24 protein-coding genes, 1 pseudogene and 1 riboswitch are annotated in these 26882 nt (G+C 70.1%); of the genes and pseudogenes, 8 read left to right on the forward strand and 17 right to left on the reverse strand.

All coding sequences use genetic code 11. The annotated features are described in order from the left end of the window. Positions 1 to 75: 75 nt before the first annotated feature. Positions 76 to 166: riboswitch (glycine riboswitch) on the reverse strand. 220 nt (positions 167 to 386) lie between these two features. From IE195_RS14750 to IE195_RS14800, 11 genes and pseudogenes are all read right to left on the reverse strand, one after another. Then, entirely contained in the window at positions 387 to 875 is a 489-nt protein-coding gene (locus tag IE195_RS14750; protein ID WP_191272642.1) for a MerR family transcriptional regulator, read from the reverse strand. A 453-nt stretch (positions 876 to 1328) separates the two neighbouring features. Continuing rightward, positions 1329 to 1802 carry a bifunctional nuclease family protein gene (locus tag IE195_RS14755; protein WP_017583139.1) on the reverse strand — a complete coding sequence of 158 codons (474 nt, stop codon included), beginning with the start codon at positions 1800 to 1802 and terminating at the stop codon, positions 1329 to 1331. Between the two features lie 169 nt (positions 1803 to 1971). Further along, complete coding sequence (locus tag IE195_RS14760; protein WP_191271752.1) at positions 1972 to 2514, reverse strand: FHA domain-containing protein; 543 nt, start codon at positions 2512 to 2514, stop codon at positions 1972 to 1974. Between the two features lie 613 nt (positions 2515 to 3127). Beyond that, the gene (locus IE195_RS14765; RefSeq protein WP_191272644.1) at positions 3128 to 5632 is read right to left on the reverse strand and encodes a mannose-1-phosphate guanyltransferase; all 2505 of its coding nucleotides are present in this window, start codon (positions 5630 to 5632) and stop codon (positions 3128 to 3130) included. A gap of 209 nt (positions 5633 to 5841) precedes the next feature. After that, positions 5842 to 6598: pseudogene (clsA, locus tag IE195_RS14770) on the reverse strand (cardiolipin synthase ClsA). Positions 6599 to 6909: 311 nt separating this feature from the next. After that, the gene (locus tag IE195_RS14775; protein ID WP_191271754.1) at positions 6910 to 8715 is read right to left on the reverse strand and encodes a carbon starvation CstA family protein; all 1806 of its coding nucleotides are present in this window, start codon (positions 8713 to 8715) and stop codon (positions 6910 to 6912) included. A 220-nt stretch (positions 8716 to 8935) separates the two neighbouring features. Then, complete coding sequence (locus IE195_RS14780; protein WP_191271756.1) at positions 8936 to 10327, reverse strand: flavin monoamine oxidase family protein; 1392 nt, start codon at positions 10325 to 10327, stop codon at positions 8936 to 8938. Positions 10328 to 10508: 181 nt separating this feature from the next. Continuing rightward, positions 10509 to 11000, reverse strand: coding sequence for an SRPBCC domain-containing protein (locus tag IE195_RS14785; protein ID WP_191271758.1), 492 nt, complete (start codon positions 10998 to 11000; stop codon positions 10509 to 10511). A gap of 379 nt (positions 11001 to 11379) precedes the next feature. Continuing rightward, the gene (locus tag IE195_RS14790; protein WP_191271760.1) at positions 11380 to 12582 is read right to left on the reverse strand and encodes an amidohydrolase; all 1203 of its coding nucleotides are present in this window, start codon (positions 12580 to 12582) and stop codon (positions 11380 to 11382) included. Between the two features lie 177 nt (positions 12583 to 12759). Further along, positions 12760 to 14436: an RICIN domain-containing protein gene (locus IE195_RS14795; protein WP_191271762.1), complete on the reverse strand. Its 1677-nt coding sequence runs from the start codon at positions 14434 to 14436 to the stop codon at positions 12760 to 12762. A 296-nt stretch (positions 14437 to 14732) separates the two neighbouring features. Next, a complete protein-coding gene (locus IE195_RS14800; RefSeq protein WP_191271764.1) occupies positions 14733 to 15689 on the reverse strand; it encodes a PRC and DUF2382 domain-containing protein in 957 nt (318 codons plus the stop codon). Between the two features lie 264 nt (positions 15690 to 15953). Here IE195_RS14800 and IE195_RS14805 point away from each other — a divergent pair, with 264 nt between their 5' ends. Then, positions 15954 to 16298 (forward strand): hypothetical protein, encoded by a 345-nt coding sequence (locus IE195_RS14805; protein WP_191271766.1) that lies wholly within the window; start codon positions 15954 to 15956, stop codon positions 16296 to 16298. A 194-nt stretch (positions 16299 to 16492) separates the two neighbouring features. Here IE195_RS14805 and IE195_RS14810 read toward each other — a convergent pair whose 3' ends face one another. Together IE195_RS14810 and IE195_RS14815 are read right to left on the reverse strand one after the other, a co-directional pair. Continuing rightward, entirely contained in the window at positions 16493 to 16693 is a 201-nt protein-coding gene (locus IE195_RS14810; RefSeq protein WP_191271768.1) for a DUF397 domain-containing protein, read from the reverse strand. Beyond that, positions 16694 to 17545 carry a DUF5753 domain-containing protein gene (locus IE195_RS14815; protein WP_191271770.1) on the reverse strand — a complete coding sequence of 284 codons (852 nt, stop codon included), beginning with the start codon at positions 17543 to 17545 and terminating at the stop codon, positions 16694 to 16696. Between the two features lie 267 nt (positions 17546 to 17812). Here IE195_RS14815 and IE195_RS14820 point away from each other — a divergent pair, with 267 nt between their 5' ends. From IE195_RS14820 to IE195_RS14840, 5 genes are all read left to right on the forward strand, one after another. Then, positions 17813 to 18343: an ATP-binding protein gene (locus IE195_RS14820; RefSeq protein WP_191271772.1), complete on the forward strand. Its 531-nt coding sequence runs from the start codon at positions 17813 to 17815 to the stop codon at positions 18341 to 18343. Between the two features lie 2 nt (positions 18344 to 18345). Further along, the gene (locus tag IE195_RS14825; RefSeq protein ID WP_191271774.1) at positions 18346 to 18564 is read left to right on the forward strand and encodes a hypothetical protein; all 219 of its coding nucleotides are present in this window, start codon (positions 18346 to 18348) and stop codon (positions 18562 to 18564) included. After that, on the forward strand, positions 18561 to 18794 hold the full coding sequence (locus IE195_RS14830) for a hypothetical protein (RefSeq protein WP_191271776.1): 234 nt from the start codon (positions 18561 to 18563) through the stop codon (positions 18792 to 18794). Before IE195_RS14825 ends, IE195_RS14830 begins: the two co-directional genes overlap by 4 nt. Before the next feature lie 714 nt (positions 18795 to 19508). Further along, positions 19509 to 19727 carry a hypothetical protein gene (locus IE195_RS14835; RefSeq protein WP_191271778.1) on the forward strand — a complete coding sequence of 73 codons (219 nt, stop codon included), beginning with the start codon at positions 19509 to 19511 and terminating at the stop codon, positions 19725 to 19727. A gap of 53 nt (positions 19728 to 19780) precedes the next feature. Then, positions 19781 to 21067, forward strand: coding sequence for a tetratricopeptide repeat protein (locus IE195_RS14840; RefSeq protein WP_229826230.1), 1287 nt, complete (start codon positions 19781 to 19783; stop codon positions 21065 to 21067). A gap of 67 nt (positions 21068 to 21134) precedes the next feature. On the opposite strand, the gene thyX is transcribed toward IE195_RS14840, so the two are convergent. Together thyX and IE195_RS14850 are read right to left on the reverse strand one after the other, a co-directional pair. Beyond that, on the reverse strand, positions 21135 to 21932 hold the full coding sequence (thyX, locus tag IE195_RS14845) for an FAD-dependent thymidylate synthase (RefSeq protein WP_191271780.1): 798 nt from the start codon (positions 21930 to 21932) through the stop codon (positions 21135 to 21137). A gap of 195 nt (positions 21933 to 22127) precedes the next feature. Then, the gene (locus IE195_RS14850; protein ID WP_191271782.1) at positions 22128 to 23072 is read right to left on the reverse strand and encodes an NADP-dependent oxidoreductase; all 945 of its coding nucleotides are present in this window, start codon (positions 23070 to 23072) and stop codon (positions 22128 to 22130) included. 114 nt (positions 23073 to 23186) lie between these two features. Here IE195_RS14850 and IE195_RS14855 point away from each other — a divergent pair, with 114 nt between their 5' ends. Beyond that, complete coding sequence (locus IE195_RS14855) at positions 23187 to 23555, forward strand: winged helix-turn-helix transcriptional regulator (RefSeq protein ID WP_225942465.1); 369 nt, start codon at positions 23187 to 23189, stop codon at positions 23553 to 23555. Positions 23556 to 23771: 216 nt separating this feature from the next. Next, complete coding sequence (locus tag IE195_RS14860) at positions 23772 to 24215, forward strand: GlcG/HbpS family heme-binding protein (protein ID WP_191271786.1); 444 nt, start codon at positions 23772 to 23774, stop codon at positions 24213 to 24215. A 131-nt stretch (positions 24216 to 24346) separates the two neighbouring features. Here the strand turns inward: IE195_RS14860 and IE195_RS14865 are convergent, their stop codons facing one another. Both IE195_RS14865 and IE195_RS14870 read right to left on the reverse strand, forming a co-directional pair. Then, complete coding sequence (locus IE195_RS14865; RefSeq protein WP_191271788.1) at positions 24347 to 24487, reverse strand: GPGG-motif small membrane protein; 141 nt, start codon at positions 24485 to 24487, stop codon at positions 24347 to 24349. Between the two features lie 128 nt (positions 24488 to 24615). Beyond that, on the reverse strand, positions 24616 to 26859 hold the full coding sequence (locus IE195_RS14870) for an anthranilate synthase component I (protein ID WP_191271801.1): 2244 nt from the start codon (positions 26857 to 26859) through the stop codon (positions 24616 to 24618). Between the last annotated feature and the right edge of the window lie 23 nt (positions 26860 to 26882).

A 26882-nucleotide genomic window follows, 5' to 3' on the forward strand; every position in this document is an offset into this window, starting at 1 on the left:
CGATCGGGTCGGCGGTGTTCCTCACGGTCTCCCCCTCTGTCACCCGGAGCTACGGTGCCCGGGCTTCAGAGCGGCCTTCTCCACGCGGTCCATGGTGCCTGAGAGGTTACTGGGGAGTATTGCCCCGTCGGCGCCCCGTTGCCGAGGTCTCTCCCGCGTGGTATCAACAGCCTGCTGACGCTCTGTATATGTAGACAAGCAGGAAGAATGTCGGTTTTCATCCCTGTTGTGACTACGACCGTACTCGATCCACCGCCGAACCACCGAGCCAGGGCACGCCTTTCAGGCAGATCGCACGGAGCCCCGCCGACCGTCGGCCGCACCGGTTACGGTGGGCTGTCGGCAGGGATCCGGCCGTTCGCCCCTCCGCCCCGCCGTCGGCGGGTTCAGCCGGTGCGCCGCTCCCGGCGGCGCCGGGCCAGTTCGTCAACGGGTTGGGGGGAAGCCGCGGGCAGATCGGCCCGCTCCTCGGCCGGAACCACCCCCAGGGCCTCCTCCAGCTCCCTGGAGACGTTGGCCAGTGCCAGGCCGAACATGCCCTGGCCCCGCTGCATCAGGTCGACGACCTCGTCCGGTGACGTGCACTCGTAGACGCTGACCCCGTCGCTCATCAGGGTGATCCGGGACAGTTCGGCGGCGGGGCGGCCGCGCAGGTGGTCCACCGCGGTCCGGATCTGCTGGAGTGATATCCCCGTGTCCAGGAGCCGTTTGGCCACCTTCAGCATCAGGATGTCCGGCAGGCTGTACAGGGGGGCGTTGTGGGCCCCGGTACGCACGCTTGGCTCCACCAGGCCGGTTCTGGCCCAGTAGTCGAGCTGCCGATAGGTGATCCCGGCGGCCGTACACGCCGCTGGGCCCCGATACCCGACGTCCATAGGCAGCGCCACCACGTCCTCTTCGCACAGTAGGCCCTGCTGCCCCGCTAGCCGCAGCGCGGACCGCCTGTCATCGGGATCCCGCTTGCCGCTCGCTACCGCCACGCCGACCTCCGGCTTCTCGTCCCACGGCGGCATCGACAGGGGAGGGTCCACTAGGGAAAGGGCGCGCCGCGGGTTTCACAGCACTGACCGTAGGACGGCCGCACTGTAGCGTCAACGAAGCCACTCGGCGCGTCGCCAAGTGCACACGGAGGCGGAGCCGCGGCACCGGCCCCTCGGACCGGAAACGGGCCCGGCGGTTTTCGGCTACGCACTCCACGCCTGTTCCCACCACCCAATCTAACACCGACGGACCCGGCAAAGTCGCAGGCCACGAAGGTTTTCCGGCAGCGCCCGGACCAACCGCCAGGCCGCACGGCACGGGACCCGCGGTCGGCGGGCCCCGTCCGGTCACGTACTGCGTCGGCCGAAATCCTCCGGCGAGATGTTGTCCAGGAACTCCCGGAACGCCTCGACCTGGTCCTCCTGCTCGTCCGGGATGGGCATCCCGGCCTCCTCGATCACGTCCTCGTGCGCGTAGATCGGGGTCCCCGTCCGCAATGCCAGGGCGATGGAGTCCGAAGGGCGCGCGCTGACCTCCACACCGTTGCTGAAAACCAGTTCGGCGTAGAAGATCCCGTCACTCAGGCCGGTGATGTTCACCGTCTCGAGCCCCGTGTCCAGAGCGTCCAGGACGTCCCTGAACAGGTCATGGGTGAGCGGCCGCGCGGGCGCGACCCCCTGTTGGGCGAGCGCGATCGCGGTGGCCTCCACCCCGCCGATCCAGATCGGCAGGTAGCGGTCCCCCTCGGATTCCTTGAGCAGGACAATCGGTTGGTTCGAGGGCATCTCAACCCGGACGCCGACGACCTCCATGTGCTTCACAGCGGCTCCGTCCCACGAGTCGTCATGCCGGATGGGCGCTCGTCCCTGCTCCCCCGTTGAATCAGGATCCCGAGGGCAAAGGCACCCCTTCGTTACAAAGCTCTCCGGAGGCGGGGGGCCGCAAACCTCCTCGGCCCTCCCACCCCCGTCGACCGTGGTCAGCGCACCGTCACCGGCGCGGTTTGGTCAGCAGGACCATGCGGAACTTGCCGATCTGGATCTCGTCCCCTCCGCCCAGCTCGGCCTCGTCCACCGGCTCGCGGTTGACGTAGGTTCCGTTGAGGCTGCCGACGTCCCGGACGCCGAAGCCGTTGCCTCGCCGGAAGAACTCGACGTGGCGCCGGGACACGGTGACGTCGTCGAGGAAGATGTCACTGTTGGGGTGGCGGCCCGCGGTGGTCACGTCGCTGTCCAGCAGGAAACGGCTCCCCGCGTTGGGGCCTCGCCGGACCACCAGCAAAGCGGTTCCGGGCGGCAGGGCGTCGGCGCTGGCGGGGTCGTCGCCGCCGAGCTCGTCACCCGGTTCCTCCTCTTCCAGGGCCTGTATCCCGGAGATGGAGATGGTCGAGGTGACATCTCCGCCGGACTCCCCGGCCGTGGCGGTCTGTGGGCTCTGCTGTTCGGCCCTGCGGATGGGGGTTCCACAGTGGGAGCAGAAACGGGCATCATCCGCAACGGCGTGACCGCACTGCGTGCAGTAAACGCTCGACATAGGTCGGCTCGGCCTCCTACCGCACGGGGCGGTGCTTGATTCGGCTGATCGGTGGCGCGTCCCGGACGCCGGGCGGGCACCGGGCCCGCACACCGTCCGGAACACGGTGAGTCGGTCCGCTGTCGCGGCAGCGGGACGGCTCACACGGTCGGTCGCTAGGTCTCATCCCCCATGTTGTACTCCTTGTCACCCCCGCTGGGTGTCCGCCGTTGCCGGGATCACCGGGGCGGGTGGTGACGCGGTGCTTCAGGGAACACTCGACTTTAAACCATATCCCTGTCCAGGCAGGGTTTCGCTCCCGTTCGGCCCGTTGTGAACACCCTGGGGGCGCCCCCTCTCGGGTCCGGCCGCATCGGCACCTGGGGCACCGACCCGGGCGAGGCGCAGGCCGCACGGAAGAGCAACACCTGTTATGGGGCAGATGCCCGGTCCCGGCATTTGGTTCGCCGGATCACCGGGGGGATTTTCGCGAACTTCCCGCCCAGGACCTGACCTGGCTTTTTGTCCATTTTATCCCTGCTTTTCAGGGAGGGGAAAGCCCGACCGAACCGGTGAACCGCCTACGCCCGTGGGCGGGGAGGCGGTGCTGCCGCCCCGCCCACGGGACGACCGGTTAACCCTCGGCCCGTTCCACCACGGCCGCCCACTCGTCGAGCAGAGCATGTGCAACGTCCGAATCGGGACCTTCGGCCCAAAGATGGGTCACGGCTTCGGAGGTGTCCGGCAGAACCAGCGCCCAGCTACCGTCGGACTCGATCACCCGGACCCCGTCCGTCGTGTCGAGCTCGCGCTCGCCCGCCGCCTCCACGACCGAGCGCATGACGCTCCCCTTGACCGCCCACGGGGTGGGCACCGAACGGCGCAGGAGGTGCGCCCTGGGGATCGCGCTGTCGATCTGTCCGAGCGAGCGCCGGGTCCGCGCCACCAGACCCAGCAGCCGCACGAAGGCGGCGATGCCGTCACTGGTGGGGCTGAACTCGGGGATGACGAACCCGCCTCGGCCGTCGCCGGCGAAGACGATCTCCTCCCCCGCCGAACGGACCGCCTTGGTCAGCTCGTCGGTGGCGGTGGCAGTCCAGAGCACCTCGGCCCCGTGGGACCGGGCCACCTCCTCGGCCACCCGGGTCGTGGTGACCGGCAGCGCCACCCTGCCGCCGCCGCGTTCGGCCGCGACCAGGTCCAGGACCACCAGGAGCGCACGGTCGCCGTCCACCAGCTTGCCGTTCTCGTCCACGATGGCCAGCCGTTCCGCCACCGGGTCGAAGCGCACGCCGAAGTCGGCCCCGGAGTTGGCGACCAGCTCGCCCAGCCGCTCCAGGTCCCGCATCCTCTTGGCGACGGTGTCGGTGGGAGAGGCCTCGTCCAACCGGTTGTTGACCGTGAGCACGTCCACACCGATCCGGCCCAGCAGTGAGGGCAGGATCAGCGAGCCGGTACCGCCCGCGCAGTCGACCACGACCTTCAGCTCGGCCTCGGCCACCCCGGAGGTGTCCACGGACCTCAGGAGCTCGTGTGAGTAGTTCTCCACGTTGCGCGAGGGGAAGGACAGTTCGCCGATCTCCCCGGGGAAGGCGCGCCGGTACTCGGCCCTGGAGAAGACCCGGTCGAGCTTGCGCTGGGCCCCCGGCGACAGGTCGGCCCCCTCCCCGTCCAGGAACAGGATGTCGACGGACTCGGGGTCGCCCGGACTGGTGCGCACCGTGATGCCGCCGCTGATCCCGCTCTGGGAGGTGTGGAAGCGCGCCACCGGCAACGGAACCACCTCCAGGTCGCGGACCTCTATGGCGGCGGCGGTGAGCGCGCTGATGACGGCCCGTTTGAGCGTGCGCGCCGCCCGGGAGACGTCACGGGAGGTCGTGACGATCGCGCCCTTCTTCAGCGTGGTGGCGTAGGCGTTGGCCAGCCGGACCGCGAGCTCGGGTGTGATCTCGACGTTGATCAGGCCGGACACGCCCCGGGGGCCGAACAGCGAACGCTGGCCCCGCGACTCCCAGACCACGTTGGTGTTGACCACCGCGCCGGCCTCGATGGTCTTGAAGGGGTAGACCTTGACGTCGTTGTTGACGTAGGCCTCGGACTCGATGACGCAGTCCTCGCCGACGACCGCGCCCTCCTCGATCCGGGCCGCCGCCATGACGTCGGTGTTCTTGCCGATCACGCAACCGCGCAGGTTGGCGCCGCGGCCGATGAACACGTTGTCGTGGAGCACGGTGCGGTGGCAGAACGCCTCCGCCCGCACGACGGCGTTGCTGCCGAGCACCGTGTACTCGCGCAGCTCTGCTCCGGCCTCGACCTTGGCGTAGTCGCCGATGTAGAGGGGACCCTTCAGGACGGCGGTGGCGTCGACCTCAGCGCCCTCACCGATCCACACCCCCGGGGACACCTCGAAGCCGTCGATGTCGACGTCGACCCTGCCCGAGAGCACGTCGGCCTGGGCACTGAGGTAGCTCTCGTGCGTACCCACGTCCTCCCAGTAGCCGTCGGCCACGTAGCCGTAGAGGGGCTCGCCCTCCTCCAGCAGTTCCGGGAAGACGTCACCGGACCAGTCGACCACCTCTCCCGCGGCGACCCGTTCCAGAACCTCCGGCTCCATGATGTAGATGCCGGTGTTGACGGTGTCCGAGAAGACCTGGCCCCAGGTGGGCTTCTCCAGGAACCGCTGGATGCGCCCCTGGTCGTCGACGATGATGATGCCGAACTCCAGCGGGTTGGGGACCCGCTTGAGGGCGATGGTGACCTTGGCGCCGCGTTCCTTGTGGAAGCGGACCATGTCGGTGAGGTCGATGTCGGTCAGCGCGTCGCCGGAGATGACGATGAAGGGCTCTCCGCGCAGGTGTTCCTCGGCGTTCTTGACGCTGCCCGCGGTGCCGAGCGGGACCTCCTCGGCGACGTAGTGGAGCTTCATGCCGAGCTCCTCGCCGTCCCCGAAGTAGTTGCGGATGAGCGTGGCCAGGAACTGCACGGTGACCACGGTCTCGGTGAAACCGTGCCTGCGCAGCAGGCGAAGCACGTGCTCCATGATGGGCTTGTTGACCACCGGAAGGAGCGGTTTGGGCTGGTTGGCGGTCATGGGGCGCAGGCGTGTGCCCTCGCCTCCCGCCATCACCACGGCCTTCATCGGCGGTACCGCGGTGTGGGCGGTCTCCTCGCTGGGGGCGCTCATCGACGGCACCCCCGGGCGGCGGTGCCGTCGGGAGGCGCGACGGGGGACAGGTGTTCGGAGCGCGCGCACCCGCGCGCGGTGGGACATGTTCTCATTGCGGAGACGACACTCCCTTTCGATCCGACAGGACTCAGGTGAGCCGGTCCGCCGGTTCGGTCGGTGGATCAGGGTCCGTTCCTGCCCTGATCCGAGGGACCCGGTACGTCCGAGCCCTCGGGCACCGCGCCGGGGTCGCCGTCAACGGTCGCCTTCAGCAGCCGGATCGGGTCGATCCGCGCTGTGTCCGCGCACGGTGTCGCTGTCCGGAGAACCCGCGTGGATTCCCGTCTGATCAGCGCGTTCGTCGCGGCGTGTCTGGTCGATCAGGCGCAGCCCCTGTACGGCGTAGAGCAGTCCGGCCCACCAGTAAAGAGCCGTTCCCCACAGCGCGAAGGCCCAACCCATGATTCTGGCCACATCTCCGATGATCGACGCGTATCCGGCGATGAACAGCAGCGGGAACGAGTAGAGCAGGCAGAGGGTGGCGGCCTTGCCGGCGAAGTTGACCGGCAGCGGCCCGTAGCCGAAGTGGCGCAGCAGCGGCAGGGCCCCGAGGATGAGGACGTCCCGCAGCACCAGGATCCCCATCAGCCACCAGGGGATGATGCCCCGGATGACCAGGCCGAGCAGGGCGGCGAAGATGTAGAGGCGGTCGGCGAGCGGGTCCAGGACCGTGCCCAGCCGCGAGGTCTGGTTCCAGGCTCTGGCGATCTTGCCGTCCAGCCAGTCACTGATCCCCGCGAAGGCGAGCACGAGGAGCGCCCACCAGTCCGCCTGCGGAACCAGGATGAGCCAGAGGAACAGCGGAACGCCCAACAACCGGAGCATGCTCAACAGGTTGGGAACCGTCCAGATGCGGTCACTGACCACCGGGCTGGCCACACTGCCCCCCGACTCGTGTCTGCCTTCTTCCGCGGATCGCCCCATGACGCCAACGATAACGGGAGGGGCCGTCGTCTCCCGCCATCTCGCGCCCCGCCGGCCCCGGGAGGCCCCGCGGAGGTCCGCCCATTGATCGTACCGTGTACGGATTTCTCCCGTGACCCTGCGCCCACCTGCGCTTTCGGTTCCCCTCATGGCGGACGCCAGGCGAGGGCCCGGGCCTGTCCGGGCGTCCTGGCGGGACCGGAACCGGCCAGCCTTACCGGGAGCGGTGTGCGGGCGCCCGTAACCCGGGCGCCCGCACGCGGAGTTCAGGACCTCTCGTCCCCTTCGAGGGCCTCCCCGGCGGCCGCGCCGTCCTCCCGCGGGTCCTGTCCCGGGTCGGCGGACCGCTCGGCGAAGGCCCTGCGCAGGGCGAGGAAGGCCTCCACCATCATCCACACGGCCAGGACGAAGATGACCAGGTCCAACGGGGCGAGCACGAAGCGCTGCATGGGGTCGGTGCTCAGCACGAAGTCCCGCAGCTGCACGATGAGGGCCCACGAGGTCATCACGGCGAGGAACACCAGCGGCACCAGGATCGCGACGGGGTTGCGCCCCCTCTTGGTGACCCACACGGCGATGACGGACAGCGCCAGGCCGGCGGTCAGCTGGTTGGTGGTGCCGAAGAGCTGCCACAGGGTGCCCGCGGCGAAGTTGCCCGGAACGAGCGCCAGCACGAAGGGGATCACCACCGCGACCAGTGTGGCCGCGGTGATGTTGCGCGACAGGAAGTGCGCGGCGCGCCGGAGGGCACCGCCCTCGGCGGCCCGTTCCCTGACGATGGCGCTGATCTCCTGGACCGTGTAGCGCTGGAGCCGGACGGCGGTGTCCAGGCTGGTCGCGGCGAAGCTCACCACGACCACCGTGGCGAACACCAGCCCCACGCTCTCGGGGATGCCGATGTTGGACGCGAACCCGGCCACACCCTCGGTGAAACGGCCCGCCGGGTTGGTCCCCGCGGCGGCCCAGTCGACGTAGATGTCGGTCCAGGCCGTTCCCTGGTTGGCGGAGAAGACCATGATGCCCGCGGTGCAGGCCAGGATGGAGCAGACCGCCAGGGCGCCCTCGCCGAGCGAGCTCAGGTAGCCCACGTAGCGGGCGTCGGGCTCCTTGTCCAACTGCTTGGAGGTCGTTCCCGAGGCGACCAGGCTGTGGAAACCGGACACCGCGCCACAGGCGATGGTGATGAACAGCAACGGGAAGATGGGCGGGGAACCCTCGGGCAGGTCGCCGCGCAGCGCCGGGGCCTCGATGGCGTTCATGCCCACGATGATGCCGACCATGATGACGAGCAGGCCCAGCAGCATCTGCTGCTGGTTGATGTAGTCGCGCGGCTGCAACAGCATCCACACCGGCAGACGCGAGGTGAAGAAGGTGTAGACGAAGATCAGCACCAGCCACACCAGGGCGGGCTCGACGCCCGCCAGGTTCGCGATCGGGTCCACGGTGACGGGCAGCGCCTGCCCGAGCGGAATGCACGCGTAGACGACCACCAGGCTGATCAGTGAGGGTACGAGAGCGGCGCTGCGCCTGCGGTAGACGACCTGACCCACCCCGATCGCCAGCGGGATGGTGACCAGGACGGGCAGCACGGCCTCGGGGTTGGCGATGAGCAGACCCGCGATGATCACTGCGAACACCGCGTTGACCATGGTCACCAGGAAGAAGATGATCAGCAGGAAGAGGAGTCTGGCCCGGGTGCCGATCACGTCCTTGGCCAGCGCCCCGATGCTCCTGCCCCGGTGCCGGACCGAAACCACGATCGCCCCGAAGTCGTGGGCTCCGGAGGCGAAGATCGTCCCGAGCACCACCCACAGGAGCGCGGGCCCCCAGCCCCAGAAGACGGCGATGGCCGGCCCGACGATCGGCGCCGCCCCGGCCACGGAGATGAAGTGGTGGGCGAAGACGATGTGTTTGCTGGTCGGGACGTAGTCGATCCCGTCCTTGTAGGCGTGGGCGGGTGTGACGAAGTCCGGATCCAGCGCGTAGACCCGTTTCGCGAGGTAGGCCGAGTAGAAGCGGTAACCGAGGGCGAACAGCGCCAGGGCCCCGAGAAGGACTGCTATGGCCGGCATGGGGGTTCCTTCACACTCACGGCACCTGGGCGATCAGGGGAGCGAAAGTCGGTGCCTTGGGGGACGGGTACGACCACGCGAAACTAGCATGTGACCTGAAGCACAGTGAAGTGTCGGGATTCCGCCCGGTCCGTCGTCGGCACGGCCGGGGCGGACCGGGCCCGCCGCGCCTCGGTCGGCGGACCGCCCCCGAGCCGGCGCCCGGCCCGGCCTCCGGCGCTCAGTCCGCCGAGAGGATGCGCTCGGCCTCCCGGCGCCCCGACAGCAGGGCCCCGTGCACCGTGGCGGTGTGCTCGATCTCGGTGGCCTCGCCCGCGAAGAAGACCCGGTCGCCGATCGGCTCGCCCAGTGCGGCGCGGTCGCCGTCTCCGGCACCGACCGCGGTGAAGGAGAACCCTCCCCTGGCGAAGGGGTCGTCCATCCAGTGCGTCAGGTAGTGGTCGACCGGGTCCGGTGCCTTCTTGAACATGCCGCGCAGGGACGCCATCGCGTGCTCGACCACGTCCCCCTCATCCATCCGCGCGAGGAACCGGGCCGCCTTCCCGCCGTTACGGCTGACCAGGACGGGCTCACCGAAGACGTTCTGTCCGGCGTACCAGTGGAACCAGGCGCCCTCCTCGGTCCCCAGGTGGACCAGGACCTCGGCGTCGCCCCAGAAGACCTCGTCGAAGCGCAGGAAGAGCTTCTCCAGGCGCCCGTTGCCCAGACGCTCCAGGGAGTCCTGTTTGTCCGCGGGCAGGGCCGGCTCGAAGTCGACCCGCCCTGCCTGGAGCACCCCCAGCGGCAGGGTGACCAGGACCCGGTCGGCCGTCAGCGTCTCCTCGCCGTCGGGGGTGTCCACCCGCACGCCGACGCCGTCGCCGTCGTGGGAGACCGCCAGCACCACGTGTTCCAGGCGTACGTCCAGGCCCCGGGCGAGGTGGTCGGTGAGCTGGCCCATCCCGTCGGGGAAGACCACGTCGTCACCGCTGAACTCGTGCTGGGAGGCGACCGCGGAGAAGGCGATCTCCTCGGCGTCGGCGCCGTGGTCGGCCTCGGCGAGGCGGTGGACGATCTCCGCCGCGTCCCTGGCCCGGGAGCGCACGAGGTTGGCGTCGTAGAGGGCGTGGTTGATGCCCTCCTCCATGGACTCCTCGGGGCTCGCACCGACCGTCGCCCAGTACATGTGCTCGTGGAGGAGGTTGACGTCCTCCAGGTTGCGGCGGTGCCGGTCGAACAGGAGCCTGCGCCCCTTGGGGTCGTAGGCGGTCTCGGTGGAGCGGTTGAACACGGCGGTGCGCACGCCCACCTCCGCCACCAGCCGGGACAGCGGGTTGTTCTCCTCACCGCGCATCCACGAGGCCCCGACGTCCAGGGTCACGCCGTCCCACGGGCGCACCGAGTGGATCCGCCCCCCGGTCCGGTCGCGGGCCTCCAGCACGGTGACGCGTTCACCCTGTTCGGCCAACCGGTCCGCGGCGGCCAGCCCGGACATTCCGGCCCCCACGACGATGGTGTGGCCCCGACCCGGCTCGGCTTCGCGTCCGCGCGGTTCGGCGCGGGTGCCCGCGTCCGCTCCGGCCCCTGCGCCGGAGGCCTCCCCGGTGCTCTCCCCGCTCACGTCCTCGCTCATCGCACTCCCCCTCCGTGCCGGCGGCCGACAGTGCGACCTTAAACGCCCGGTCTGTCCCGACCAGGCAGGACACACCAGGAAGGCCCGGAAGGAGCCATCGGACGGCAGCGGAGCGCGCCGCCCCTCCTGCGGCTGACGGTGGGGTGGGCGACGGGAGGGGCGGGCACCGGGCAGGACGGGGTCAGGCCCTGCCGGGGCACCCGGGTTCGACGTGGGCCGCGAGGTTGGCCAGTGAGGAGGCGAGCCCCGCAGCGTGGTCCCCGGGGCTGATGCCCGGGGGCACCCCGGTCGCCTCGACGGTCACCCGGGTTCCTCCCGGGACCGCCGTGAGCAGCCAGGTCATCGTCATCGTCCCGGAGAAGTCGGGCTCCTCGGAGTCGAAGACGACACGCTGCACGACCCGCTCGTCGGGCACCAGTTCCACGAACTCGATCTCGGTGGCGTCGGTCGAGTCCGAGGTCTTGCCCTGCCCGGTACCCGCGTCGAGGTAGGTCAGGACCATGCGGAACCCGCCGCCGGGCCGCGGATCGAAACGCTCGACCCTGCCGGTCATGTCCTCGGGGGGCAGCCAGGCCTCCAGGCTGCCCTGTTCGGTCATGGCTCGGTAGACCACCGCCGCCGGTGCCGCGACGACCCGCGCGCCCCGGTCGACGCGTTCCTGCCTCTGACCCATGCGACTCACCCGTCCTCTCGTCGGCCTGCACTGCGAGGGTAGGCCGCTGCAGTGACGGACGGGGGCGGGGCGGCGGTCGGCGCTCTCCCACCGACCGCCGCCCCGATCTGATACCCCGGCGGCCCCGTCCTGACCGCCTCGGCGTGGGTGGGCCGGCCCCGTCCTGACCGACCCGAGCCCCCGGTGGCAGGCCCGGGCACACCTGTCCGCCGCTGTCCCCGGTGTCGCCACCGGTCCGCGGCGTTCCTCCACTCCCAGAAACCTAGTGCACAAGGCTTTCAGATTTCTTCTGGTCGGAGACCCCCTACCCGGGCGGGCCGGAAAGGCACCGGATCGTCCCCCCGCATTCGGGCACCGGGGAGCGACGGCCGCCCTGCGCTCAGACCAGACGCCCCTGCCGGGCGACGACCCTTCCCGCGCGGACGACCGCGTGGCGCTGCGGCACGTCCACCACGACCTGGGGCAGGCACTCGCCCTCCACCAGGAGGAAGTCCGCGGGTGCGCCCGGAGAGAGGTCGGCGACGGGAAGTCCGACCAGCCCGGCGCCGGTGTGCGCGGCCGTGAGGTAGGCGTCCGACAGGTCCTCGTCCAGGCGGGCGCGCAGGGCCCTGGCCAGCAGGTGGGTCCGGTGGAGCATGTCGGCGTCACCGAAGGGGCTCCAGGAGTCGCGGACACCGTCGGACCCCACCCCGACCCTGACCCCGTGGGCGCGCAGCCGGGCGAGGGGCAGGACCCGGGCCGGGTCCGGAGCGACGGTGGTCAGCGCGATTCCGGCCTCGCCGAGGGCTGCGGCCAGGGCGTCGAACTCCTCACCCGCGCCGGCCACCCCGAAGGCGTGGCTGACCGTCACGTTGCCGCCCATGTCCAGGGCACGGGTGCGCTCGACGACCGACCACAGCGTCCGCGAACCCACGGGGCCGTCATCGTGCAGGTGGACGTCCACACCGACCCGGTGCCGGTCGGCGATACCGAAGACGAGGTCGAGTTGGCCGTCGGGGTCCCCGTCGAACCCCTCCGGGTCGATCCCTCCGACCAGGTCGGCCGTGCCGGTGCGGACGGCCTCCTCCAGGAGGGAGTCGGTCCCCGGTGAACGGCGGACACCGTGCTGGGGGAAGGCGACGGTCCGTACGTCCAGGGCGTGGGAGAGCCGGTCGGCGGCACGGCGGACGCCCTCCAGCCCCTCCAGCCCGAAGACGGGGGCGACGTCGGCGTGGGCGCGCATGGCCCGTGTGCCGCGGGTGACGGCGTGGGCCATGAGGCGCTCGGCCCGGACCGCGACCGGGGTGGGCAGGGACCGGAAGAGTTCGGCGTCCTGTGCGCCCAGTTCGGCGATGCCCCGGGCGGGACGGCGGGAGTGCCAGGGCTCTCCCCAGGTGGTCTTGTCCGGGTGGATGTGCGCGTCGACCAGGGTGGGCAGGGCGATACGCCCCCCGCAGTCGACGGTGTGCTCCGTACCGTCGGAGAGGGCGCCCCCGCGGGGCCCCGACCCGGCGACGAGGCCGTCGGACACCACGAGGTCGACGGCGGCACCGCCCATCGGGCGCAGGTCGCGGAAGATCGTCGTACGGGGCTGGTCGGTCATGGCCCGGCCTTTCAGGTCCGTGTTCGGGGACGGTCGCGGCCCTGGGGCGCGACACGCGGGGCATCGTACGCCCGGCACCGCCGCAGACGGAGCCGGGTGGCCCTCCGGCGGAGGGCCACCCGGTGTGCGGTGCCGCAGGGGGGACGGGCCGTGCTCAGGCGTACCCGGCCCCGGATGTCAGCAGGTGTTGTCCCGGCTGTTCTGCCAGGTGATGTCGCGGACGACCGTGTTCTGCCCGCACGGGTCCTCACGGAGCTCGGTGTCCACCAGCGTCAGGTTGGCGAAGGTGATGTCACGGGAGTTGGGGAACTCGGAGCGGGCGGCGATCCGGATACCGCCCGGCCCGGCGACCGTACCGCTCTGCTCTGCGAGGGTGACGTTGTAGCAGTTCTCGACGAGTACGGCGTTGTTGCCGGTTCCGGCGATGTCCACGCGCTCGATCACGGCGCCGCCGCTTTCGGACACGCAGAAGATCCCGCGGCCGCCGCCGCGCGCCCGGACCTCGCCGACCCTGATGTTGGCGGGGTACCCGTCGCCGACCCGGCCGTTGCGGTTGGCCATCCGGAACGCCGCGTACCCGGTGCCGGTCCCCGCGCCCTCGGCGTCGACCAGGCCGACGTCGGCGTTGACGGTGTCGTTGAGCAGCAGGCCCGAGTAACCGGTGTCCCGCGCCGTGACGGTGCCGATGGTCAGCCCGTCCACGCCGTAGGTCTCCACGCCGTGGCTCCCGGTCCCGGAGACGAAGACGTCGTCGACGCGGATGTCCCGCGCCTGGCGGACCGAGTCGTCGTCGCGGCTGTCGATCCGCACGCCGAGGCCGCCGGACAGGCGCAGGTCGAGCTGTCCCAGGTGGACGTTCTCGGAGGTGCGCACGTACACCCCGAAGTACGGGTGGCCGGTCAGGGTCAGATGCGGGACCGACACGTTCTCCGCGTGGCGGATCCGGACGGGAGCGTGCCCGGCACCGGGTTCACCGGTCACGTCGATGGTGCCGCACACCTCCAGCGAGGTGTGGCTGGGCAGGTCGAGCGAGGCGTCGGCCGGAACCGTGCCCGTTCCCCGGACGACGACCCGCTCCTGGGACGTGCGGCCCGGGGTGAGTCCGTCCACGGCCGCGCGCATCGCCTGGAGCATGTCGCCGCCCTCGTAGAGGACGCCGCCCCCGGCGCGCGAGGTCCACGTGGAGCCGTTGAGGACGGCCTCGGCGTGGGCGTCGCCCTCACCGCAGTCGGCCGCCTCGTCCCCCTCGTCGACGCGGACCACGGACCAGACCTGGCTGGCACCGCCGTGGTGGTCGAACTGGGACAGGCGTCCGCCGGGCTCCTCGCTCCAGTCCCACACCTCCAGCGCCTTACCGCTGTGCCGGTTGACCAGGGACACGCCTCCGGCGCTGTCGACGGGCTCCCACTGCTGGTGGTGGCCGCCGTTGGGCTCGTACTGGCGGATCTGCGCCCCGTCCTCGGTGGAGCGTTCCCACACGTCCACGGCCATACCGCTGTGCACGTTGACGAGGCTGAAGAAGCCGTCCCCGCCCGGGACGAAGCGGAACCGCTGCCAGGGGCGGTCGGTGCGCTCCCACTGGATGAGTTCCGCACCGCTGTCGAGCGAGCCGCCGGTGACGTCGGCGGCCAGGCCGCTGTGCTGGTTGACCAGGACGTACTCGCCGTCCGGGGAGATGTCGGCGGCCGTGACCAGGGGTTCGCTACCGCTCTGCAGTTCCTGACCGGTCCGGTCGGCGAACGGGTCGAGGACCAGGGCTGCCGCGGCCGCCAGGGTGGTCGCGGCGGCGGCCGCCGCGATCCACGGCGGGCGGCGCCGCCTGTTCGCCCTCCTCGAGGGGGTCTTGTCTGTCATGTCTGCTCCATGTCAGCGGGCTCCGGAGCGGTGTCCGGAGGGGGTGAGCGCACTGGGGGGCACGCTCGGAACACGTGGAGTGGCAGAAGCTAGCATGGAAAGCGCATTCCCGATATTCGTGCTGGAAAGCGACCGAAACCGGTCCCGGGCCGGAGCGCGTCGGGGCGGGGACCGCGTCAGGGGCTGCGGCGGCCACCGGGCCGACGGACGGAAGAAACGACGAAAAGAACGGGTGGCCCCCCGCCCGGAGGGGCCACCCGACGTCCGGAGGCCGACCGCTTTCACAGCGGCTCAGGTCAGTACCTGGGCGGCTCCTCCCCCTCGTCGTCCTCGAACTCGATCCGCTCCCTGCGGCGTTCGCCCTCGACGTGCTCCTCACGGGCGACGTCGCGCTTGCGCACGTGGATCTCCTCGACCGGGACCTCCTCCTTGGAGACGACCGGGCGCTCCTCGTAGAGGGTGAAGGTCTCCTCCCCCTCCTCCATGGTCCCGGTGTCCGAGACCTGTGAGGGGTCGGTGATCGGCCTGCGCTCCACCTCCAGCTCGTCGTGGTGCAGCGGGACGGTCTCGTCGAAGCGCTCGGTCTCGACGTGCTTGCGCATCCGCGCGTGCCCGCCCTCACGCCGCTCGACGCCGATGTCCACCTGCTCCTCGTGGCGGATGACCGACACGTCCTCGTCGTCCGGGGCGCCCGGCCGGCCCAGACGCTCGTCACTGCGGCGTTCCGCGGGCGCGGCGAGCGGGTCGTCGGCGTCCCCGACGGCCGCTCCGGGTGTGGTTTCGGCCCGTCCGGCGTCGGGCTCGTCGCCCCTGCCCTCGCGCCGGTCCGCGAACTGGCCGTGGCCCTCGGGCACCGGCGTCCCCGCGGCGCCGCCGACCGGCCCGGCCTCCGTGCCGGTTCCGGCCGTCCCGGAGTCTCCCCTGGCCTGCCGGGGCACTCCCCCGTGCTGAGCGAAGTAGTCCCGGACGAGCGCCTCGTCCTCCGGGGAGACGTGGCGGTCGGCGTCGACGTTCGGTGCGTCCTTGACGGTCGCCTTGTCGTAGGGGACCTGGATGTCCTCCTCCACCGGGCGCGCGCCCTGGAGCGGGACGAGGGTCTCCTTCATGCCGAACAGGCCCGTGTGGACCGACACCCAGCTCGGTTCCCCCGTCCTGTCGTCGAGGAACACCTGGTTGATCTTCCCCACGTTGTTGCCCTCGGTGTCGAGCACACGGTGGCCGACGAGGTTCTCGGGTACGAGTTCACCTGTCACGGGACATCCCCTTCCTGAGCTCTCGGAGTCGGGGACGTTCCATTCCCCGATCACCCCCCGCCCCTACCCGGTCCCACCCCGCGTACGAGCCACCCGACCGGTCCGTGGCCAAGGAAGTACCGGTCATGAACCCGCAGGTGGCGTAGAGCGTCTTCCCTTGGTGTCCGCACGCCCCGCCCCTGTCCTGAGTTGGGTCCGGGCCACGGGTCATCCGGGGCCAGGCGGCTCTGGCAGGGTGCGGAGTACCGCCGACGAACACCGGAAGTGCCAGTGCCGCGCCGCCGCCCCGGAAGCATCCGGGCCGCCGTCCCACGCCGCGAACGCCATCACCACGGCCGCCCCTTCGCGATTCCGGGACTGTCCGCACAGGCCTGCGCGGAGATCGCCCGCATCGAACACCAGCGGCCGGACCTGTACCCCGGTGCCGTGTGCGAGCTGATCGGGGCCTGGGCCGTGTTCGTGCGCCTCCCGCACCGCCGCCTTCGGACCGTCGGCCGGGACGACCCCCGACAGGCACGGTCACTGGTCAGCGCCGTCGCCTGCGCCATGACCCCGTACCGGGCCCGTGAGCTGCGTCGGCGGCTGAGGGAACTCGACGAGCTCTACTGACCGGCCCCAGCACCGGAAATCCTCCGTTGAGCTGGGGGCAGTCCCAGGCCAGTTCCAGGTGACGCCGCTGGCGCTCACCGAGGAGCAGCCCTTCGTGGAGGTCGCGGAAGGAGACGTCCGGGCACTGGAACCAGCAGGAGGCGGGACAAGAGGAGTCCCGGGGCCGCGCGGGCGCCCGGGACCAAGACATCGAGCTACACGGTGGTGCTGAAGGCTCTCAGGGAGGAGACGAAAGGCTGCCACTCAGCCGGGGTGAACGACAGGTGTCCCAGCTCAGGCTGCTTGGAGTCACGGACAAGCGTGCCGGACTCCACGTCGGCCACCTCGACGCACTCCTTACCGGTACCGCTATAGCTACTGGTACGCCAAAGCGCCTGTGTGGGCTCAACAGCCATCTATCCCGTCTCCTTCAACAGACCACGGATGAACTCAGTGGAGGCACTTGCATCCAGCGCAACTTCCCTGAACCTTGCGGCTGCCAGGGTATACCGAGCTACATCGGTGGAGTCTTCGACGTATACGTCCCCGAACAGCCCTTCCTGGTAGGCGACCGGAGCATCCTCCGCGTCGGGGAACTCAAAGATGGTGAACTGACCTTCTTGCCCCATGTACACCCCTGAGGAGAAGGGGATGACCTGGATGGTGATGTTAGGAGTCTGATTGAGCTCGATCAGCCTGCTGAGTTGGCCGTAGTGCACGCCCTCATCCAGGACAGCACGCCTGAGCACAACCTCATCGAGAACAGCCAGCACCTCAGGCGGGTTCTCACGAGCAAGGATTCCTTGGCGCTCTATCCGCACAGCCAGCTGCCGCGCCATCTCTTCGACATCACCAGTAGCGTGCATGGCCTGGATCGAAGCACGTGCGTACTCCTCGGTCTGGAGCAAGCCAGGCAGCAGGTTGGGAGCGTAGACGCTGATCTTGGCCGCATCGTTCTCCATCACGAAGAAGCTCTCGCCCTGATAGAGGTCTCGATAGGCCAGCCACCACCCCCGCTTCCATGCGTCCTTGCCCAGCTGGAAGAGGGATTCGCGCTCCGGCGAGCGCACCCCGTACAGCTCCAACAGCTCGTCCAGATCATCAAGGATGAGTCGACTCTCGCCACGTTCGATGCGGTACAGCTTCGTCTTGTGCCAGCCGAGTTGCCTGGCGACGTCTTCAGGGCTCATCTCCCGCTCGTCACGCAGGCGCCGCAGCTCGCGTAGGAGGCGCTTCCCACGCACTGACAGGCTGAGCCGCGTCCTCATGGTCACTCCACTCATGGCGTTGTCTGATGTACGTCGGCCCATCTTGCCAGCCTCCAGCCTTGTCACGTGAACTAAAAATGCGACGAACTATTAAAGATGGCTTGCATTAACAGTCTGTGGTGTTAATGATAGAGACCAAGGGCACGACTGAGGGATGGCTTCCCAAAGTTCCTCGTAGCCGTGTGCAACAAAAACGGCCCTGTCCGGGCGTTGTGACCGCCTGGACAGGGCCTGAGCCCACAACCTGCTAAGGACAGGTGAGGACCTGTGTACAACCCTAGTACTCCCACATCCCCGCCCCCGCAGCGGTCTGAGCTCCGGCGTTACCTCGGGAGGTTCCCCGGACAGCTCTGCTCAGTGCGGGAGGCCCGCGACTGGCTGCGTCGGCGACTGGACCTGGCCTGCGTCCCGACCCCGGCCACCGACGACGCCCTGCTCATCACCAGCGAGCTCATCACCAACGCCCTGCTGCACTCCCCCATGCGGGACCGCGGCGGGGCGTTCTTCGTCTCCGCGATGGCCTTCCGCAGCTGCCTGCGCGTCAGCGTACGGACCAACGGCACCGCCTCCACCGCGCCGCACCTGCACTTGGTTCCCGCCGGGCCCGACAGCGAGCACGGACGGGGCCTGCCCATCGTCAACGCCCTCTCCGCCGACTGGGGCGTGGAGAGCACCCGCCGGGGCCAAGCCGTCTACTTCACCCTGGAATGGGACCCGCCACGACCGCCCGAACCCTGCCGCAGGACACGGGCCCTCCCGCACCAGCGCCCCGCCGACACCAGCACGTGGGAGCGGTGACCGTGACCGGCTACAGCCTCCGCCCCAGCCCCGAGCTGCGCCGGCTACGCGAGGATTTCCCCACCCACCTGATCTGCGAGCTCCACGACGAGCGCGGGCAGCCGGTCTTCACCGCGACCCTGGCCCACCGGTGCTGCCCCTGCCCGCACACCCTGGTCACCGCCACCACCCCGGCGGCGCTGCGGAAAGCCCTCACACGACCCGGAGGCGGTGCGCGGTGATCGCTCTGGAGCGGACCCGGCCGAGCATACCCTTCCCCCGCTGGCCCGGAGCGATCACACCGCCCGAGCCCGCGCCCTCCACCACCTTCGCGGACCTGCGCCGTCAGGGCTGGACCCTCTGGTTCGGGCGGCACACCCGCCAGTACTGGGCCGCGCACACCCGCAGCATGCGACTGGTCTGTGCCGACACCCCCGAGGAACTCCTCGGACTCCTCCGCGCGATCACGTGAACCCGCTGAACACTCGAACCCGAAGTGAGACGCCGTGCCAAAGGACGCTGAATCCGACCCGTTCCCGGAAACCAACCGCCGACAGCATCGACCTGAACCGGTTGGCCTCCCTGCTGGAAACCCCTCCGAGGGCCGTCGAGCGTGACCCGGCCTGGTGGCCGACCGTGGCCAGCGGGTGCATCCCGGGCCTGATGTAGCGCTCACTCACCCGAGAGCGGTGGAACGCCGCAGCCCCTCCCCGGCTGCAGCGTTCCACCCCGTTTCCGCTCACCTGACCATTCAAGGTGCCGACGCTCCGGCCTCCAGCAGGACCATTTCCCATCCCTGCACCAGGGATCTGTCACAAGCCCAACGTTCCCGCAACTGCTGGAAGACATCGAGGACAGGCCTCCGGGACAGGGGGAAGGAGCTTTTCGCTCATCCGCCCCTACCGACAAGGAAACGTGGTGAACCAGAAAGCATGAAAGAGAAGAACGACAGTGGCGGCTCGGAGGAGACCGGCCGAGCTCACTCCCCGTTCGGCGCACTGACCGTCACCGACATCAATCGGTACCCCAAAGCGTCTGATGGGACCCATGGGCTCGAAGAGGTGCAGGCAGCGAGAAGGTACCGGCGACAGGCGGACCGGAAACGGCCAGAACCCCTGTGGTGTAAGGCTTGCGTGCTAGTTTCGGCATCTCCTGAAGGTCCCACGCGAAGCCTGAACGGAGATCTATGGAACTGGAACTGCTCGCCAAGGACCCGGCGTCCGGCGGTAAGGGCTGCCCCTCGGTCTACCTCAGCGACACCGGAGAGTTCGTCGTCCAGGGCCCTGGCCTGGCACCGGAGGACTGGGCGAAGGTGCAGAACCCCCTGCCCGGTGAAACCGCGGTTCGTATCTCCCCCGAGGTCGTCATCGCGGCAGTTGAACGGCACCACCAGAAACAGGTCTGATTCCACATCACACCGGGCCCACCTGCTGGGTCAGGGCCCGGTGCCCTCCTCCAGTGCGACTGGCCGCCGAGGAGGACGAGTTGAGTGATCTGCGCGCCGTCATGACCGCCTCCTACCGGGGTCTGGACCCCGGGACCGCCCGATTCTTCCGGAGCCTGGGCCTGCACCCGGGATCGGAGTTCTCCGCCGCCGCTGCCGCGCTCACCGGCGCCTCAGGCACCGAGGCCCGAAGGCTTCTGGAACGCCTGCGAAGGGCCAACCTCGTGGAACGGCCACACGTCGACCGCTACCGCCTGCACGACCTGGTGCGTCTGTACGTCGTGGAACGGGTCCGTGCCGAGGACGGACCCGACGCGGTATCCGAGAGCATCGGACGACTCGCGCGGTGGTACACACACGCCGCCGCCCGAGCCCAGTTGGCCGAGCACCCGCACTTCCCCGTGGTGCCCGGGGGCGGGGCGCCACAGGAGCTACCCGACTTCACCTCCCTCGAAGAGGCCCTGGCCTGGTTCGAGACCGAGCGCACGAACCTCCTCGCCGTGACGGAGGCCGCCTTCGAGCACGGTCACCACGAGACCGCCTGGCGGCTGCCCGCCAGTGTCTACCCCCTGTTCGAGGTGCACCGGCACTGGCGTTCGTGGCGTGACTTGCACACGGTCGGGCTGAGGGCGGCGGAGAACGCGGGCGACGCCTTCGGGTTGGCCCGCAACCATCTGGGGATGGGCGACGCCCAATGGCTGCTGGGTGATCTGGGCGCGGCCGCAGACCACTACGAGTCCGCTCTGGAAGCCGACCGGGAGGCCGGTGACCCGTGGGTGGAGGGGTTCGCACTGCGGCAGTTGGGCGTGGTGGCCTGGCAGCGCGGTGAGCGGGGCCCTGACGCCGTGGGCCATGTCGAGCGCTCCCACGCGGTCTTCTGCGAGGCCGGCGAGCGGCGGGGTGAGGCGATGTCCCTGCTCAGCCTGGCCGACTTCGGCGCCGATCTGGGCAGATGGGAAGAGGCTCTGGGCCACTGCCGGACTGCGGTCGACGCCTTCGAGGAGATCGGCGCCGAGTGGAGCACGGCCTGGGCCCGCTGCTCCCTGGGCCGGATCCTCACCGGCACGGGCCGGGCCTGGGAGGCCGTTCCGGAGTACCGTGCGGCCATCGCGGTCTTCGACAGGCACGAGGACGCCGACAGCCGTTCGGTGGCGTTGCTCGGTCTGGGAGAGGCGCATGCGGTGCTGGGAGAGGCTGCACGGGCGCGTCAGGCGTGGGGATCCGCGCTGGACTACCTCCGGGACCACGACGACCCCCGCGTTCCCGAAACAGAAGAACGCATGAGGGCGCTGGACGTGTGAAAGCAGGCGGCGCCCGCCTCGGGGAGTCCGGGGCGGGCGCCGTCGTGTCCGGTTCGGCGGTTCGGGATCAGACCTTGCGGTACTGCGGCACCCAGGCGCCGTCCTCGACGGCGTAGTCGCCGAAGAGCGCGGGGGCCTCCTCCTTCAGCGTCTCGCCGATGAGGTTGAACAGCAGGCGGATCTCCTCCTCCGCGCCGGGAGCGGTGCGGGCCTCCAGGGTGTGGCGCAGGGTGCGCACGTTGGCGGTCCACACCAGGCCGGTGGCCACGCCCTCGGGGGCGAAGCGGCGCATGAAGGAGGTCTTGTGCTTCTTCTCCGCGAACTTCACGCCCTCGTCGTCGAGCCCGAAGTGCTCGGCCATCCAGAACTGGAACTCCTCCATCTGCTGGAGCATCGCGGTGGCGCGCTCCATCAGCTCCGGGTCCTCCTCGGCCCAGTCCGGGAACCAGAACGGCAGGTCACTCAGGCGCACGAAGCGCAGCGACTCCTGCGAGACGGCCACGCCGGGCCGGTGCCGGATGAGCTCGTGGGTGAGCACCCGGGAGACGTTGTGCAGCACGAAGCTGAAGCTGATGTGCTCCAGCACCGAGCCGTGCAGGCTGGCCAGCAGGTTGCCCAGGTACTGGTCCTGGTCCTTGCGCACCCGGGTGACGTTGGGGTTCAGTCCCGGCTCCCAGGAGCGGTAGCACAGGCGCCCGGCGAACTCGGCGAGGTTCTGGGGGTCGTTGAGGTGAGCGTCGAGCTCCCCCCGGTCGAACCGCTCCAGCCACGCCTCGCCACCGACCTCCTTGAGGTAGTCGGTGATCGCGTCGTAGTCCACCTGCGGACGTGCAACCAGGCGGACCTGGGGCTCGACCTTCTTCACGGCACCTCTCCTAGCAACTCCCCGCCCCGGGGCACGCGTCAGGGCCATGACCAGGTTTTTCCAGGGCACGGGAGCGTGTGTGGGGCTGGGCCGATTGACCTCCCACGAGGGTACACGCCCCGTCGGCACACGTTCACGGCATCCGGCCCGCCCGTACTGCCCACCCACACGGGCGGGCAGTGCGGGGCTCCGGAGTCAGGTCAGGGTCAGGACGACCTTGCCCGCGGTGCGTCCGGTCTGGCTGTGCTCGTGCGCCTTGGCGGCCTCCTCCAACGGGAAGGTCCCGCTCACGACCGGGCGCAGCTTGCCCGCCTCCACCAGGGCGGTGATCTCGTCCCACTGGGTGTGGTCGGGCTCGACGCAGACGGTGGCGCCGCGGACTCCCGCCGCGGCGGCGGCCTCGACGATCACCTCCTCTTCGAGGGGGTTGGACACGCCGATGTACAACCCGTCCGGCCGCAGTACGCGCAGCGACCGTTCCAGGTAGTCGCCGCCGATGCCGTCGAGCACCACGTCGACGTCACCGACCGTCTCGGTGAAGTCGACGGAGGTGTAGTCGACCAGTTCGTCGGCGCCGAGTTCACGCAGCATCCCGTGTTTGGCGGCACTGGCCGTGCCGATGACGTGGGCGCCCCTGGCCTTGGCGATCTGCACGGCCAGGTGGCCCACCCCGCCCGCGGCGGCGTGCACCAGGACGCGCTGGCCCTCCTCCACCCCGGCGGTGTCGACCAGCGCCTGCCACGCGGTGAGCGAGGCCAGCGGCAGGGCGGCGGCATGGGCGTGGTCGAGCCCCGCGGGTTTGCGGGAGAAGCGCCGGGCCGGAGCGGCCACGTAGTCGGCGTACGCGTCGGGCGCGTCGGGGTAGTTCGGCATCCCGTAGACCTCGTCGCCGACCGCGAACCGGCTCGACCCCTGCGAGACGGCCACGACCACCCCCGAGACGTCGAACCCCTGGGAGAAGGGGGGCGTGAGCCAGTACCCGTGCTGCCGGAGCTTCCAGTCGACCGGGTTGACCCCGGCGGCGTGCACGCGCACCAGGATCCGGGTGGCGCCCAGGTCGGGGACGGGCACCCGGGCGACCTCCAGGACCTCGGGGCCACCCAGTGCCCGCTGCTGAACGATTCTCATCTGCTCTGTCATGTCCCAGAGCCTTCCGGATAAGGTATCCGTTGTATAGAAGGCACTTGAAAGTCTGGTAGGTACCCCGTGTATACCACCCCTGAACTGCAAGAACATGGAGGAGCAGATGCCTACTTGCGCAACTGCGTCTCCCGTGACGTCCTCGACCTGCTGGCCAGCAAGTGGGTGTGCCTCGTCATGGGCGCACTCCCGAACGGACCGATGCGCTTCGGGGTGCTGCGCCGGCGCCTCGACGGCATCACGCAGAAGATGCTCACCCGGACCCTGCGCGACCTGGAGCGCGCCGGCCTGGTGGACCGCCAGGTGTTCCCCACCACGCCGCCGCAGGTGGAGTACTCCCTGACTCCCCTGGGGCAGGACCTGGTCGTGCTCATGGAGGCCTTCCGGGTGTGGGCCGAGAAGCACGGTGAGGAGATCAGCGAGGCGCGTGAGCGCTACGACGCGCGCGCGGCCGAGCCCGTGCGCGCGCTGAACGCACGGTAGGACCCCCGGAGGCCGCCGCCGCTGCTTTCGGTCCCACCGGTCGGCATGGAGCTTTCCACGAACTCCGGATTCCTCCGGCCGGGGAATCCGGCGCATTCCCACATTCACTACCGGTTCGGCCCGCACTAGCCTCGTGTGGTACCCATCACAAACCGCTGTGGATGGCACGACTCCGACGTCTCCCCCTCGGGGACCCGAACGAAGGGAACGCGCCTGGTGGCCATTACTCTGGAGCAGGCTCAGGGACTGATCGACGGGGCCGGGAGATACGCGGCCGCCAACGGCCTGAAGCCGCTGACCATCGCCGTCCTGGACCCGGGCGGCGTCCTCGTGGCCCTGGCCCGTCAGGACGGTTCGGGTCTGCTCCGACCGGACCTCGCCGTGGCCAAGGCCTGGGGCGTGCTCGGGCTCGGGATGAACAACCGGGCGATCGCCGCCCGCGCGGAGTCCTCTCCGGAGTTCTTCGCCTCGCTCACCGCCCTGGCCCAGGGGCGGGTGCTCAGCGTCCCCGGCGGTGTGTTCGTCCGGGACGGGCGGGGCGCACTACTGGGCGCCTGCGGGGCCACCGGGGACACCTCGGCCAACGACGAACTCGCCCTCCTGGCGGGCATCGGGTCCGTGGGGCTGCGCGCCGAGACCGGAGCCGAGGAGACCGTCTGACGGACGACGCCCCGGCATCCGGGCGGGCGCTCAGCGCCGCACGCCCGGATGCCGGGGCCCTGCCGCGGCACCCCCGCCCGAAGGAGGCGGGGGCAGCAGTCGGAATTCTTTCCTTACTCGCCCGGAACGGCCTAGAGGCCGTAGAAGTAGCCGGGTGCGACGAAGAGGCCGACGACGATGGCGATGATGCCCCACAGGAGCTGACCGCGCAGCACGCCCAGAACGCCGCCGACAATGAGGATGATTCCGAGGATCGTTAGCAAAATACCCATACGCAACCCTTGTCCGCTAACAGGTTGATCAAACTTAGTTAACGGCAAGGTTTCGGACATGAATACCTCCCGTGCAGGTGAGAAGCGGTCCACACGAGACAAAATCCTTCACATGCGGACCGTCCGCATCATCCTCGGGCGAGCTCCAGGACCCGGGAGACGATGCCCTCCCCGACGCTGGCGGTGAGGATCGACTCGGGGTGGAACTGGACGGCGTACCAGCGCGCGTCCGGGTCCTCGATCGCCATCACCAGGGGCTCCTGGCCGGTTCCGCCCTCCAGCACGGCGGTGACCTCGAAGTTCTTCACCAGGTCACGGGTGCTGTAGGTGGAGTGGTAGCGGGCCGCGGGGAAGACGCCGTCCTCGCCCGTACCCGCCAGCAGCCGACCGCCCAGGACCCGGACCCGGCCGGGCTTGCCGTGCACCGGCTCGTCGAGGGTGCGCAGCTCTCCCCCCGCGTGCTCGACCATGCCCTGCAGGCCCAGGCACACCCCGAACACCGGCAGGCGGCGGGCGGCCAGGGCGTCCAACAGGTCCGACATGGCGAAGTCGACCGGCAGGCCGGGGCCGGGCGAGAGGACCACCAGGTCGGGGGCGAGCCGGTCCAGCAGTTCGGGGTCGAACCCGTAGCGGACCGTGGTGACCTGCGCCCCGTGACGGCGCACGTAGTCGGCGAGGGTGTTGACGAAGGAGTCCTCGTGGTCGACCAGCAGGACCCGCATGCCCTCACCGGGAAGCCCGGCGGGCACCGGGGCGGCCTGGGCGACGGTCCCCTCCGTCTCCGGGTCCGCCCCGCCCGCCTCGGCGCGCGCGGCCTCCTCGCCCAGGGCGAGGGTCTCCAGCAGGGCCCGGGCCTTGAGGAAGGTCTCCCTCTCCTCGGCCTCGGGGTCGGAGTCGTAGAGCAGGGTCGCGCCCACGCGCACCGCGGCCACCCCGTCGCGGATGTGGGCGGTGCGCAGGGTCAGGCCGGTGTTCATGGAACCGTCGAAGTTGATCACCCCGACGGCACCGCCGTACCAGCGGCGGGGGCTGGTCTCGTGCTGCTCGATGAAACGCATCGCCCAGGTCTTGGGGGCCCCGGTGACGGTGACCGCCCACATGTGGGTGAGGAAGGCGTCCAGGGCGTCGAAGTCGCGGCGCAGGGTGCCCTCGATGTGGTCGACGGTGTGGATCAGGCGGGAGTACATCTCGATCTGCCTGCGGCCGATCACCTTGACGCTGCCGGGTTCGCACACGCGCGACTTGTCGTTGCGGTCCACGTCCGTGCACATGGTGAGCTCGGACTTCTCCTTCACCGAGGAGAGCAGTTCCTGGATGTTCTCCGCGTCCCCGAGCGCGTCCTCGCCACGGCGGATGGTGCCGGAGATGGGGCAGGTCTCGACCCGCTGACCGGTGCCGGGTTCACCGCTGACCCGCACGAACATCTCCGGGGAGGCGCCGACGAGGTACTCGCCCTCCCCCAGGTTGAAGAAGAACTCGTAGGGTGCGGGGTTGCGTTCGCGCAGCAGCTCGTAGAAGCGGGCGGGTGAGGAGCAGCGCGCGTAGGTGCGGTGCCCGGGCACGACCTCGAACAGGTCGCCGCGTCGGAACTTCTTCTTGGCCTCGGCGACGATCTCGGCGTAGGAGCCGGGCTGGGGACCGGGCGGGACCTCGGCGGCGACCACCGGCGGCGTGGGCTCACTCCGGCGGGGCAGGCCCTCGGTGGTGGCCTCGGGCCGGTCGCCGTCGGCGGGGACGGTGAACTCGTAGGTGTAGCGCACGCAGGTCTCGCGCTTGCGGTCGCGGACGACGATGGCGTCGGGCAGGTGCAGGACCATGTCCCGGTCGGCGGGGTCCCGGTCGATGTGCCGCTGGACCGGCTCGAACTGGAAGGCGAGGTCGTAGCCGAAGGCCCCGTAGAGGCCCAGGTTGGTGTCCTCGGGGCTGCGCAGGGCCGCGACGACCGAGCGCAGGGCGGTGAAGACGCTGGGGCGGCGGCTGCGCTCCTCCTCGGTGAAGAAGGCGTCCGGGTCGGGTTCGGGAACGGTGATCGCGACGTGGTCGGCGCCCTGCTCGCGCTCGGCGGCCCCGGGCACGGCGTCGAGGGCTCCGGCGAGCACGGGGAGCAGGACCCGCCCGCGGTCGTTGAGCGCGGAGGCGGTGACCCTGCGGCCCCGGGTACTGACCTCCAGGCAGGGGTCGACGTACCCCAGGTGCCAGCGGTCGTAGCGGCCGGGATACTCCATCCCCGAGGAGAGCACGCCGCCGCGCCGGTACTCGACCGAACTGACGAGGTCGGTGAGGACCTCGGGGTCGCAGGGGGTGGCGTTGCGGTGAACGGTCACGCCGCTCGGGGTGCGGTACGTGGTGGTCTGTACGTCGCTGGGGTTCACGGCCGGTCCTTTTGGCACTCTGC

The organism is Nocardiopsis terrae, from assembly GCF_014651695.1.
GTDB lineage: Bacteria > Actinomycetota > Actinomycetes > Streptosporangiales > Streptosporangiaceae > Nocardiopsis > Nocardiopsis terrae.